This is a genomic window from Hymenobacter sp. BRD128 (assembly GCF_013256625.1).
Taxonomy (GTDB): domain Bacteria; phylum Bacteroidota; class Bacteroidia; order Cytophagales; family Hymenobacteraceae; genus Hymenobacter.
In genome coordinates this window covers 3,869,083-3,881,787 of the sequence record NZ_CP053908.1, presented here as the reverse complement: position 1 = coordinate 3,881,787, position 12,705 = coordinate 3,869,083, and the positions used below count along the sequence as shown (strand labels likewise).

The 12,705-nt window shown below is 61.3% G+C and carries 10 protein-coding genes; 4 read left to right on the top strand and 6 right to left on the bottom strand.

Going from position 1 to position 12,705, the window contains the following annotated elements:
* Nucleotides 1-76: 76 nt before the first annotated feature.
* Both glmS and GKZ68_RS17270 read right to left on the bottom strand, forming a co-directional pair.
* Nucleotides 77-1,912, bottom strand: a complete 1,836-nt coding sequence (gene glmS, locus GKZ68_RS17275; RefSeq protein WP_173116964.1) for a glutamine--fructose-6-phosphate transaminase (isomerizing) — start codon at nucleotides 1,910-1,912, stop codon at nucleotides 77-79.
* A gap of 221 nt (nucleotides 1,913-2,133) precedes the next feature.
* A complete protein-coding gene (locus tag GKZ68_RS17270; RefSeq protein ID WP_173116962.1) occupies nucleotides 2,134-2,946 on the bottom strand; it encodes a glycogen/starch synthase in 813 nt (270 codons plus the stop codon).
* Between the two features lie 116 nt (nucleotides 2,947-3,062).
* Here GKZ68_RS17270 and panC point away from each other — a divergent pair, with 116 nt between their 5' ends.
* Entirely contained in the window at nucleotides 3,063-3,905 is an 843-nt protein-coding gene (panC, locus tag GKZ68_RS17265) for a pantoate--beta-alanine ligase (protein WP_173116960.1), read from the top strand.
* A gap of 20 nt (nucleotides 3,906-3,925) precedes the next feature.
* Here the strand turns inward: panC and GKZ68_RS17260 are convergent, their stop codons facing one another.
* Nucleotides 3,926-4,939: a sugar phosphate nucleotidyltransferase gene (locus GKZ68_RS17260; protein WP_173116958.1), complete on the bottom strand. Its 1,014-nt coding sequence runs from the start codon at nucleotides 4,937-4,939 to the stop codon at nucleotides 3,926-3,928.
* Nucleotides 4,940-5,150: 211 nt separating this feature from the next.
* Here GKZ68_RS17260 and GKZ68_RS17255 point away from each other — a divergent pair, with 211 nt between their 5' ends.
* From GKZ68_RS17255 to GKZ68_RS17245, 3 genes are all read left to right on the top strand, one after another.
* Nucleotides 5,151-5,753: a LemA family protein gene (locus tag GKZ68_RS17255; protein WP_254244290.1), complete on the top strand. Its 603-nt coding sequence runs from the start codon at nucleotides 5,151-5,153 to the stop codon at nucleotides 5,751-5,753.
* A gap of 136 nt (nucleotides 5,754-5,889) precedes the next feature.
* Nucleotides 5,890-6,354 (top strand): TPM domain-containing protein, encoded by a 465-nt coding sequence (locus GKZ68_RS17250; protein ID WP_173116954.1) that lies wholly within the window; start codon nucleotides 5,890-5,892, stop codon nucleotides 6,352-6,354.
* A complete protein-coding gene (locus GKZ68_RS17245; protein ID WP_254244052.1) occupies nucleotides 6,351-7,151 on the top strand; it encodes a YgcG family protein in 801 nt (266 codons plus the stop codon). Before GKZ68_RS17250 ends, GKZ68_RS17245 begins: the two co-directional genes overlap by 4 nt.
* 147 nt (nucleotides 7,152-7,298) lie before the next feature.
* Here GKZ68_RS17245 and GKZ68_RS17240 read toward each other — a convergent pair whose 3' ends face one another.
* The 3 genes from GKZ68_RS17240 to GKZ68_RS17230 form a co-directional block, all read right to left on the bottom strand.
* Nucleotides 7,299-7,919 (bottom strand): hypothetical protein, encoded by a 621-nt coding sequence (locus tag GKZ68_RS17240; protein ID WP_173116952.1) that lies wholly within the window; start codon nucleotides 7,917-7,919, stop codon nucleotides 7,299-7,301.
* 139 nt (nucleotides 7,920-8,058) lie between these two features.
* The gene (gene recJ, locus GKZ68_RS17235) at nucleotides 8,059-9,933 is read right to left on the bottom strand and encodes a single-stranded-DNA-specific exonuclease RecJ (RefSeq protein WP_173116950.1); all 1,875 of its coding nucleotides are present in this window, start codon (nucleotides 9,931-9,933) and stop codon (nucleotides 8,059-8,061) included.
* 823 nt (nucleotides 9,934-10,756) lie between these two features.
* Nucleotides 10,757-12,607 (bottom strand): tetratricopeptide repeat protein, encoded by a 1,851-nt coding sequence (locus tag GKZ68_RS17230; RefSeq protein ID WP_173116948.1) that lies wholly within the window; start codon nucleotides 12,605-12,607, stop codon nucleotides 10,757-10,759.
* Between the last annotated feature and the right edge of the window lie 98 nt (nucleotides 12,608-12,705).

Sequence of the window (12,705 nt, the reverse complement as noted above, 5' to 3'; positions counted from 1 at the left end):
ATTGAATGCCATGTAAAGACCCCATTGGCGATGGCCAACGGGGTCTTTACATGGTTACGCATTGGTCGCTTTGTCCCTATTCCACCGTCACCGACTTGGCGAGGTTGCGGGGCTGGTCTACGTTGCAGCCGCGCAGCACGGCAATGTGATAGCTCAGCAGTTGCAGCGGAATTACCGACACGAGCGGCATGAGCACTTCCGAGGTAGCGGGCACTTCAATCACAAACTCGGCCATGGCCGGGATGGTCGTGTCACCCTCCGTCACGACCGCGATGATGCGGCCCTTACGGGCTTTCACCTCCTGAATATTGCTCACCACCTTCTCATACGAGCTGTCTTTGGTAGCGATAACCACTACCGGCATATTCTCGTCGATGAGCGCGATGGGGCCGTGCTTCATTTCGGCGGCGGGGTATCCCTCGGCGTGAATGTAGCTGATTTCTTTAAGCTTAAGGGCACCCTCCAGGGCTACCGGGAAATTGTAGCCGCGGCCCAGGTACAGAAAGTTGGGCACGTCCTTAAACGTCTCGGCAATAACCTGAATCTCGGCGTCGAGCTTCAATGCTTTTTCTACTTTGCTCGGAATGTTGTGCAGCTCGGTCACCAGCTCGCGCAGTTTGGTGTCGGAGAGGGTGCCGCGGCGCTGGCCGATGCACATGGCCAGCAGCGTCAGCACCGTTACCTGCGCCGTGAAGGCTTTGGTCGAGGCTACGCCGATTTCGGGGCCGGCGTGGGTGTAGGCACCGGCGTCGGTAGCGCGGGCAATGCTGCTGCCTACCACGTTGCAAATACCGAAAATGGTAGCGCCCTTGCTCTTAGCAAGCTCCAGGGCGGCTAGGGTATCAGCGGTTTCCCCGCTTTGCGAAATGGCAATTACGATGTCGCGCTCCGAAATAACGGGATTGCGGTAGCGAAATTCCGAGGCGTATTCCACTTCTACCGGGATGCGCGCCAAGTCCTCGATGAGGTACTCGGCCACCAGGCCGGCGTGCCACGAGGTGCCGCAGGCCACGATGATAATGCGCTGGGCATTCACAAACTTCTGCTCGTAGGCCCGGAAGCCGGCCATGTTGAGGTGGCTGCCTCCCAGCTCGAGGCGCCCGCGCATCGAGTCGAGGATGGAGCGCGGCTGCTCGAAAATCTCCTTGAGCATAAAGTGCTCGTAGCCACCTTTTTCAATGCTATCCAGCTCCAGCTCCAGGCGCTGAATGTAGGGCGTCTGCACTACGTCTTCACGCGAGCGGATGGCGAGCTGGCCATCCTTTATAACGGCCAGCTCGTAGTCATTCACATATACCACTTCATTGGTATACTCGATGATGGGCGTGGCATCCGAAGCCACGAAAAACTCGCCTTCGCCGATGCCAATAACCAGCGGCGAACCCTTGCGGGCCGCAATGAGTTGGTCGGGCGCGTCTTTGCTCAGCACCACAATGGCGTAGGCACCAATCACTTCGTGCAAGGCCAGGCGTACGGCCTCTTCCAGCGAGCAGTGGTTATTAGTCTGGATATCCTCGATGAGGTTGACAAATACCTCCGTATCGGTATCGGAATGAAATACGTGGCCCTGCTTTTCGAGGTGCTTTTTCAGCGCCGCGTAGTTTTCGATGATGCCGTTGTGAATGATGGCAATGCGCTCCGAGGTCGAGTAGTGCGGGTGCGCGTTCACGTCGTTGGGCTCGCCGTGGGTAGCCCAGCGGGTATGGCCCATGCCCACGGTAGCGTGCGTATTCTTGTCGGCGAGAAAGTTTTCCAGGTCCGCGACCTTGCCCTTCTTCTTATAAACGCTCAGGTTGCCGTTGAGCAGGGCCACGCCAGCCGAGTCGTAGCCCCGGTATTCGAGGCGGTGCAAGCCTTTGAGGATGATAGGGCAGGCCTCACGATAGCCCAGATAAGCAACGATACCGCACATGTGCAGGAAGAGTAAGTGTAAAGTAAGATAGATACCAGCTCGCAGCCACTAAGTTGAGCGCGGCGCGGGGCGATAAGCAATTTTTTGGCCAAACAGCGGCTGGCGGTCAGGCGTGGGTAAAACAATACCGGCCGCCGGCTCCGCCCAAAGCGAGGCCAACGGCCGGTACGGGATAGTGCAAAGTTAAGAAGTAACCCCTCAACTAAGCGCAGACCAAAATGCTAGTTGGCCAGCTCGTTGTAGAGGGCTTGGTACGACGAAAGCAGGTTCTCGTCGGCGGCTACCTGGCTCAGGCGCTTATGCGAGGCATATTCCTTGAACAAGCCATTCAGATTATCCGAAAAATCCTCGTCCGAGCGCACTACCGTATCGGCATACTCCATGCCCAGCTTCACGAAGCCCGAAAAATCGGCCGATTTGAGCGAGGTCAGCATCTGGTCGTCGATATCGAGCATCTTGGCCTTATCGACGAGGTTGCCCTCAAATTTGTCCAGAAACTCGTTGTTATAGACCGTAAACACCGACTTGGCATCCTTAAATACCGGGTCTTTCTTGTAAGTCGTTTTCAGGTAGAGCGGAATGAGTGAGGTCATCCAGTCGTTGCAGTGCACGATATCGGGCGACCAGCCGAGCTTCTTCACCGTTTCGAGCACGCCCTTGCAAAAGAAGATGGCCCGCTCGTCGTTGTCGAGGTAAAATTTGTCGTTCTTGTCGACCAGCGCCGACTTGCGGTGGAAATAATCCTCGTTGTCGATAAAATAAACCTGTAGCTTCGCGGTCGGAATCGAGGCCACCTTAATCACCAGCGGCTTCTCGTCGTCGCCCACCGCGATGTTGATGCCCGAGAGGCGCACCACTTCGTGCAGGCGGTTCTTACGCTCATTGATGATGCCGAAGCGAGGCACGAAAATCCGAATTTCGGCGCCCGCCTCCTGCATGCCCGCCGGCAGGCGGCGCAGCAGCTCCGCTACCTTCGTAGTCTGGAGGAAGGGGTCAATTTCGGTGGCCGCGTACAGGATGCGCAACTTCGACATATCAGATGAATTAAAGGATTTAAGAACAGGCAATAGATTGCCTCCACAAAATTACGCATTTTTTCGCGAATTTTCAATAAAATTCGCTTAACCCTATCGCCCTATTGCTTAGCTTGATGCACGTTTTTACCACCGCCGCCGCCTTGCAATCCTTTGCGGAGGCTAGCCGGCGCGCTGGCCGCCGCCTGGGGCTGGTGCCCACGATGGGCGCCCTGCACGACGGCCACCTTCAGCTCGTTCAGGCCGCCGCTACTGACTGCGACGACGTAATCGCCAGCATCTTCGTCAACCCCACGCAGTTCAATAACCCCGACGACCTGCGCCTGTATCCGCGCCTGCCCGAGCAGGATACGGCGCTGCTGGCCGGCGCGGGCTGCACGGTACTCTTCATGCCGGGCGTAGAGGCAATGTACCCGCAGCCCACCGTGCTGCGCTTCGACTTCGGGCCATTGGAGCGCGTGATGGAAGGCGCCCACCGCCCCGGCCACTTCAACGGCGTGGCGACGGTAGTGAGCAAGCTCTTTCACATGGCCCGGCCGCACCGGGCGTATTTCGGGCAGAAAGATTTTCAGCAGGTCGCGATTGTGCGTCAGCTCATTGCTGACCTGTCGTTTGACCTGGAGCTGGTGGTGGCGCCCACCGTGCGCGAAGCCGACGGGCTGGCTATGTCGTCGCGCAACCGCCGTCTCTCGCCCGAGGCGCGCGCCGTGGCGCCGCTGCTGCACCGGGTGCTGGAGCAGGCGGCCAGCCAGGTGCGGCAGGGCGTGGCACCGGCCCAGGTACAAGCCCAGGCCCTGGCCGCACTGGCCCAGGAGCCCCAGTTCACCCCCGAATATTTTGAAGTATCCGATGCCCAGACCTTGCAGCCGCTAGCCCACTACGAGGCCGGCCGCCCCGTGGTACTGTGCGTGGCCGCCCACCTGAGCGGCGTGCGGCTGATTGATAACGTAGTAGTGTAGCACGAAGCCGCATCTTTAGGCTACTGCCTAGCCTGGCTATAATCAATTTCGGTATTATCGCCGAGGTTGAGGCTGTGGTTCAGGCCCCGGAACGAGGCATCGGAGCCCACGATGCAGTCGCTCATCACGGCCGAGCTAAGCTCGGAGTACGAGCCGATAATGCTGTCGCTCACGATGGTGTGGCGGATGATGGTACGGTCGCCGATGGCCACGTTGGGGCCGATGATGGCGTGCTCGATGCGGCAGCCCACGCCGATGCTGACGGGCGGAATAATGACCGTATCCGGAAACTCGGGGTACGCGCGCACCTGCCGAAACTCGGGGCGGTCGAGCAGGCGGGCGTTGGCTTCGAGCAGGGTTTCCTTGCGGCCACAGTCAAACCAATTGTCGACGGCGGCGGTGCGCATGGGCTCGCCTTCCTCGATAAGGTGCATGAGCGCATCGGTGAGCTGGTACTCCTCGTGGGTGCGGCGGCCGGTGCTGATGAGCCACTCCAGCGCCTCGGCCAGCCGCTCGGCGTTGGCGATTTTGTAGAGGCCCACCAGGGCATAGTTCGACTTGGGAATGCGCGGCTTCTCGACCACGCGGCTGACCTCGCCGGCGGCGTTGGTTTCGACCAGGCCGAAGAGGCTGGGCGTTTTCACTTCTTTCACGGCCAGCACTGTGCCGGGCTGGGCGAGCAGGGCGGGCAGGTCCACATCCACGATGGTATCGCCGAGCAGGATGAGCACCCCGTCGGGGTCGTGGCGAAAGGTTTCGCGGGCTAGCCACAGCGCGTGGCCCAGGCCCTCGCGCGGCTCCTGCACCACGAACGTGACCTGGAGCTCGGGGTAGTGGCGGCGCACGTACTCCTCAATCTTATCGCCGAGGTAGCCGATGATAAACACGAATTCGGTGAGGCCGGCCCCGCGCAGGCGGTCGACGATGTGGCCCAGAATGGTATTGCCGGCCACCGGCACCAGGCTTTTGGGCTGAGTGTGGGTGTGGGGGCGCAGGCGCGAGCCGATGCCGGCAACGGGAATAACAGCTTTCATGGACGAGGGGGCAAAGGCAGGAAAAACAGAACCGTACAACCGTTGCCGGGCGACTGCGTACTTTGCGCCGGTCGGGCACCATAACCGCCGCCGCTAGGCGCTAGTTACGGCCGCCCGGTTCTTTTCTTTCTCACCGCTGGGCCTCAAAGCTAAAAGCCAGCACTTAGAAACTCTTTCCCCTATGAAACGCCTTCTCCTCTACTTCGCCGCGATGGTGACGCTGCTCTCGCAATCGTCGTGCGGCTACAACGGCATGGTGCAGCGCGACCAGGCCGTTAAAAGCCAGTGGGCCAATGTGCAAAGTGCCTACCAGCGCCGCGCCGACCTCATCCCCAACCTCGTGAATACGGTGAAGGGCGCCGCTAACTTCGAGAAGTCAACCCTCGAAGGTGTTATCGAAGCCCGCGCCAAGGCTACCAGCGTGCAGCTCAATGCCGACCAGCTGACGCCCGAAAACATCCAGAAGTTTCAGGCCGCCCAGAGCCAGCTTTCGGCCGGGCTAGGCCGCCTGCTGGCCGTGAGCGAGAACTACCCGGAGCTAAAAGCTAATGCCAACTTCCAGGAATTGCAGGCGCAGATTGAGGGCACCGAAAACCGCATCAACGTGGAGCGCAACAAGTTCAATGCCGACGTGAACGACTATAACACCTTTACGCGCTCGTTCCCGAATAACTTGTTCGCGGGCATGTTCGGCTTCCCGCCCAAGGGCTATTTCGAGGCCGATGCCTCAGCCAAGGAGGCACCTAAGGTTGATTTTGGCGATATGGGCGGCAACGCGCCATCGGGCGGCAACACCCCGGCCGGCAGCAAATAACAGCTGACTAGCCCCTTAGAACGTCATGCTGAGCTTGCCGAAGCATCTCGCTCGCTTCGTAAGCGCGGCGCGGTAGCGATGCTTCGATAAGCTCAGCATGACGTTTTATTGTTTTGCAAATAGTCTTTTATTCCCCATGACCCACCCCCTCACCCCTGCTCAGGAAGCAGCGCTGGTGGCCGCCATCAAGGCGGCCGAGCTGCGCACGTCGGGCGAAATCCGGCTGCACCTCGAAGACAAGTGCCCCACGCCCGAGCCCCTCGACCGCGCCGCGCAGGTGTTTGCCGAGCTGAAAATGCACCACACCAAGCTGCGCAACGGGGTGCTGTTTTACCTGGCCTGGCAAACGCGGCAGTTTGCCGTGGTAGGCGACGCGGGCATTAATGCCTCGGTGCCCGACGACTTTTGGGAGGAAGTGAAGGAAACCGTGGTGGGCCATTTCCGGCAGGAGCAGTACGTGACGGGCCTGGAGCGCGGCATCCGGCTGGTGGGCGAGCAACTGCGGCAACTCTTCCCCTACAACGCGGCCACCGACGTAAATGAGCTGGACGACGAAATTTCTTACGGCGACGACGCCCCCTATCCTACCCCTGGCCGATGAATACTTTCCTTACTTTTCGGCTTCGTAGCCCGGCTGGCTGGGCCTGGCTGCTGGCCTTGTGGCTAGGCCTGGTACTGGCGGCGCAGGCCCAAAACGTGCCCGCGCGCCCCGACCCTCCGCACCTCGTCAATGACCTGGCTGGCTTGATGCAGCCGCAGGAGGTGGCGGCCCTGGAGCAGAAGCTGGTGGCCTACGACGACAGCACTTCGTCGCAGATTGCGGTGGTTACCGTACCCTCACTCGATGGCAACGACATTGCCGACTATGCTCAGAAGCTGTACGAGAGCTGGGGCATCGGGCGCAAGGGCAAAGACAACGGCATCTTGGTGCTGGTGGCCAAGCAGGAGCACTTGGCCCGTATTCAGACCGGCTACGGCCTCGAAGGCGCCGTGCCCGACGCCCTGGCCAAGCGCATCATCAGCAATACGCTGGTGCCTGCTTTCAAGGAAAATAATTACTACGCGGGCCTCGACCGGGGCACCGACCAGCTCATTGCCCTCGCCAAGGGCGAATACAAGGCCGACCCCAGCCAGGTGCAGCAGCAAGGTAGCCGCGACCACTCGGGCTCGGGACCGGGCTTCTGGATAATTATTGGGGTGCTGGTGCTGTTTTTCATCCTGCGCTCGCGCGGGGGGGCGGCCGGGGCGGGCGCGGGGGGGCTTCATTCCCCCCATCATCTTCGGCGATTTCTCGGGTGGCCGCGGCGTATTCGGCGGCGGCGGCTGGGGCGGTGGGGGTGGCGGCGGAGGCGGCTTCGGGGGCTTTGGCGGCGGCAGCAGCGGCGGCGGCGGGGCTAGCGGCAGCTGGTAATTTCTACACTTGGCGGCCTTGAAAAGAACGTCATACCGAGCCCTGCGAAGCATCTCGCCGCCGTTAGGAAAGTACCCCCTAGCGGCGCGGGCGAGGTGCCTCGCGGGGCTCAGCATGACGTTCCATTTTGCTGCTTACGCTCCGTGCTCCCGGACTTTCTGGTAAACCGGGTGCTCGTAAAACGGCCGCAGCAGGCGCACCACTTCCAGGGCATCGGCTAGGGCCTCGTGGGCTACGTGGGGCTCGGCGTCGCCGGCCCGGGCCTGGCAGATGAGCAGGCTCGGCAGGCGCGAGTCTTTGTGCCAGTTGAGGTAGAAGGCAGCCGGGTCGAGCACGGCGGGCTCAGCCTTCACCAAAGTGCCCCAACCGGGCAATTCTCGCAGAAAAAGCAGGTCGAAGGTGCCCACATTTTTGCCGGCCAGCGTGATGCTCACGCAATCTTTTTTGTCGGTTTTGAAGCCGTGGGCGAGCAGGAACTCGCGCAGCTGGGCCAGCACCTCCTCGGGGCGGCAGATGTCGGGGGCGTCAGATTTGCTTTTATCGGCCAGCTCCACCAGCAGGCGGGCGTTGAGAGCTAGCGCGCCGGGCGTACCCGTCACTTCGCGGTAGCGTAGGGCGCGGCGGAAAGCCGGCAGCTCGGCCAGCGGCGTCGTGGCGGTGCGGCGGGTATCTTCTACTACGGCCGCCAGCTCCAGCACCTGGTGGCGCAGTGGGTCAGAGCCGCTGGTTTCGAGGTCGAGCGAGACGTAGCGCACAGTGGAAAGAGTGAGTGTTGAAGGTTGCGTTTTAAATGAGCCAGAAAGCCAGCCTACGTGCTCAGTCTGACTATTACGGAGGGTAGAAAAGATTTACCCTACCTCCTTCACCTTTTATAACCTAACCTTCAACACTTCTCTACTCCCAGCGCAGGTCGAGTAGCCGCAGCTGCAAGGTGCGTTGGCCCCGAAACTCATTCATTTCCAGCGTATAGCATACGCTAAATGCTACTTCGGGCGCTTCGAGCAGGCGCGGCAAATAATGCCCCAGCCCAAAGCCAATGCCTTCGAGTACCATACCTGGCGACTGCCCCGGCTGCATCAGCCTGATTTTGAGATGGCCGGCTTGGCCCACGGGCCGCACCGAGCCCGGCACCGCCCGCACGTGGTGGGTCGCGAAAATCGGCGTGGGGTTGCCCGGCCCAAACGGCTCCAGGCGGGCCAGCTGGAGCAAAAACTCCTCGGTCAGCTGCGTAAAGTCCAACTCGGCGTCTATTTCAACGGGGCGCACCGGCAGCTGGCCCACGGGCAGCCGCGCCGCCACCTCGCGCATAAACTGCGCCTTAAAGGCCGGCACGTTTTCGATGGGCAGGGCTAGCCCCGCCGCCGCCTTGTGCCCGCCAAACTGCCGCAGCAGCGGCGCGCAGGCCTCCAGTACGTCGTGCACGTCGAAGCCTGCTACGGAGCGGGCCGAGCCTGTGGCTAGCCCATCGCGCTCGGTCAGGATGACCGTGGGGCGGTAGTACTGGTCGAGGCAGCGCGAAGCCACGATGCCCAGCACGCCCTGCGGCCAGTGCGGCTGGTAGAGCACGGTGGCGGGCGCCGTGGCGCCGTCGGGGTCTTCGGCGATGAGCGCCAGGGCCTCCTGGGTGGTGCGCGCGTCAGAGAGCCGGCGCTCCTGGTTCATGTGGTCCACCACCTCGGCGGTGTAGCGCGCTTCCTGCTGAGTGCTGGCCAGCAGCATATTTACGGCGCGGTGGGCGTCGCCCATGCGCCCGGCCGCGTTGATGCGCGGCGCAAACCCAAACACCAACGAGCTGAGGCTCAGTGGCCCCTGGCGCGGCGTGGCTAGCTCGTGCAGGGCGGCCAGGCCAGGGCGTAGCCCTTCGCCAGCCACCTCAGCGGGCGCGGGGGCTAGCGGTGCCGGGCCATCCAGAGTATCGGCGGCGGCCAGGGCCGAGGGCTGGGGCGCGGCAAAAGCCGCCGCCTGGGTCACGTTGAAGCGGCGCAGGCCGTGGGCGGCCAGAATGCGGTTTTCGCCAGTCACGGGCACCACATCGGCCGCGATGCTCACCGTCACGAGGTCGAGCTGGGCGTAGAGGGGGGCTAGCGGCAGGTGGTATTTTTCGGTGTAGGCTTGCAAGAGCTTGAAGCCCACGCCGCAGCCCGACAGCTCGGGATACGGATAGTTGCAATCGAGGCGCTTGGGGTCGAGCACGGCCACGGCGGGCGGCAGCTCATCGCCGGGCAGGTGGTGGTCGCAGATAATAAAATCGAGGCCCTGTGTATTCGCGTAGGCTACCTGCTCCACGGCTTTTATGCCGCAGTCGAGGGCCACTATCAGGCCAAAGCCGTGCTGCTGCGCGTAGTCTACGGCCTGCATCGAGATGCCGTAGCCCTCGCGGTGCCGGTCGGGGATGTAGGGCTGAAAGCGGCTTTGCTCTTCGGGCAGGTCGGGGCTTTCGGCTAGCGGCCGCAAGAAGCTGATTATCAGCGCTACCGACGTAATGCCATCCACATCGTAGTCGCCGAGCACCAGGATTTTTTCGCCCCCGTCGAGGGCGCGGCGCAGGCGCTCCACCGCCCGGTCCATGTCGCACATCAGCCAGGGCGAGGCCAGGTTGGCCAGGTCGGGCTCAAAAAAATCGTGAGCGGCGGCGGGCGTTGCGATGCCGCGTTGCACCAGCAGGCGGGCTAGTACTGGGCTGATACCCAGCGCCTGCCCCAGCCCGGCCACCGCGGTGGGGTCGGGTTCGGGCGCGATATTCCAGCGCTTGAGCGGTATAACAGCCATTAATTTTTCGGACAAGGATAGCCCCAAAAGTACGCAAAAAATAGCCGCCGTACCTTCGCTAGCCTCCTTCTCCCCTTGCCATGCCCCGCCTTCGTGCCTTTTACCAGCGCTACCGCCAGTATATTTTGTCCGATGGCCTGATGTACCTCGTCTTCATCCTAGCCCTAGCGCTGATGTTCGTGTTTTTTGGGTAGGGTGACAGCAGTGATATAAGCATACGTGCCTCCGTTGAATAGCGTTTTCCACAAAATAGTATTTGAGCTTTTCCATGTACGCTTTATATCCCCTATCGTGCGTCATATCACTGCTCGTTCAACGGAATTATACTCAAAACCCTTACATTCAAATTATTAACTACCCAGACAAAACGGCTATCGAGCGTTTGATTAAGGGTGAACATACACACTCCCTGCCGATATTAATCTATCAGCCCACGTTACGAAATAAGCAAAGCGCAACTAGTGTCTTTTTACTAAAGAGGGGTAATACAACCACGTATTGGCTTATCCGACGAGATACCATTATGACTAGTGGTGCACTCGTTCACGGAACTCACCTCTTCACTTATTCAGCCCTTGCTAAAACGGGTGCAACTAAGCAAGAAGACAGACTCAGGTTTGTTCCGCCCGTGATGTATGGTTTAAAAGAGCAGGTTATTTATATGGATGCCTCTCGCCGATTCTTCTTTGAACCGGGTAGTCCTATTTCTTACATTCCAGATGCAGGACGCGAACGATACCGTAAGGAGTGGACCGGACAAATTCGGCGTGCGGTCGCGTACTTATTGTAAAACAAGTATTTATAATAATTTTTATACGAATCCCTACTGCACCGCATCGCCGCGCAGCCGCCGGAAGCGCTTACGGGCCTCGGCCACGTAGATGCTGCCGGGGTACTTGGTGAGCACCTGCTGGTACAGCTCCTGCGCCTTGGCTTTGTCCTTCAGGTTTTCGTCCTGAATCTCGGCCATCAGAAACAGCGCGTCGTCGCTGAGCACGTCGTACTTAGGGTTGCCCGTAATCTGGGCTAGGGTGCTCACGGCGGCGGCATAGTCGCCGGTGCGGCGCTGCAGCTTGGCTTTCAGAAACAGCGCATCGTCTTGCAGGGCGTGGCCGGGGTACTTGCGCAGCAGCGCGTCGAGGCCCGTTTCGGCCTGCGGAATTTTGTTTTGAAACACCAATTCTTCCACGGCCGCGTAGTCCTTGAGGGCTAGCCCCAGGGTGTCCTCCGCGGTGCTTTCCTGGATGAGCAGCGAGAGCTGCATGGCGTCGTTGGCGATTTCGCGGGTGGTGGCTTCCTTGAGAATGTCGAGGTGGCTCTGGGCCAGCTTGAAGTCGCCGGCGAAGTAGCTGAGGCGGGCGTTGCGCAGCTTGGCCTCGTAGCCTAGCGGCGCCTCGGGGTGCGCCTTCTCTACCTGCGAGTAGAGCAGCGTGGCCTCCCAGGGCTCGCCCTTCAGCAAGTACAGGTCGCCGAGGGTGGTTTTGGCCTCGTCTACCACGTCGGCCGAGGCGCGGGGCATGGCAATTACTTCTTGCAGCAGCGCCATCGCCTTGGGCTTGTTGTCGAGCTGGAAGGCGTAGAGATTGGCGAGCTGGCGCATTACGGGCGCAGCGTCAGGCGTGCGGCCCAGCTCGGTGAGCAGCTTCTCATAGTCAGCCGCTAGGGCCTGCACCTGGGCGGGGTCTACGGGGTAGGTATCGCGCACCTGGGCCTCGCGGGCTTGCAGCAGCAGCTGGCGGGCTAGTCCGTAGTTGGGGCCGGTGCGGTACTCGCGCACCACGTATTCGCAGGCCGCGATGGCCGTGGCGTAGTCGCGGTTGCGCTGCGCGATACCGGCCAGGTTCAGCACCCGGGCGCCCTGGGCGCCGGTGCGCCGGTCGAGGGCCCGCACCTGCACCAGGGCGCCGGCAAAGTCGTGGCGCTGCACCTGCAGCCACAGTAGCAACTCGCTGTAGGCCTGCTGGTCGGGCTGGGCCTGCACCTTGGTCAGCAAAATTTTCTCCAGCGTGTCGAAGTCCTTTTCCTCGTGCAGGGCATTCTGGAGCATATTGCGCACGAAGGGCAGCTGCTGCTCGTCGCGTTCCACCAGGTGCAGGGTTTCACTCAGCAGCTTTTCCTGCTCCTGGCTCTGGGTATAAAGCTGGATGAGCTGCGGCGCGTACCCGGTATTGTTCTTGGCTAGCTCGCGGCCGCGCAGGTAGGCGCGCTCGGCCCATACCGGCAGCTCCCGCTTGCTGAACTCGGCTGCCACCGGCTGCACCAGCGCCGGCGTGAGCTGGCTCACCACGCGCTGGTACTGCTTGTCGGCCGCCGCCGGGTCGCCGGCGGCCGCGTAGAGCGCACCCAGCGCCACGCCGTAGCTGCCTTCCTCGGGGTGCTGCTTGATGGCTTTCTTCACCAGCTTCTCGGCGTCCTTGTAGCGCTTCAGAGCTTGCAGCGTGGCCAGGTAGTCGGGCAGCACGGCGGGCGAGGTCTGCTCGTCGCTTTTCAATTTCTCGAAGAGAAAAGCGGCCTTCTCGTATTCGCCCCGGTGGGCGTAGTCGCGGGCCAGCGTGGGCGCGTCGATGGGTGCCCAGGTGCCGGGGCGGGGCGGCCCGCCCGGCAGGTTCTGGGCGTGCAGCGGGGCCGCCAGGGCTAGCCAGCCGGCGGGCAAAAGCAACAACGAATAACGCATACGAAATACCGGTTTCACAAGCTGGCAACGCCGCCGGGCGCCGAGTTTGTTCAACACCCCAGCCAGCCACTTACGCACAACTTACGCACAAAAAAAGG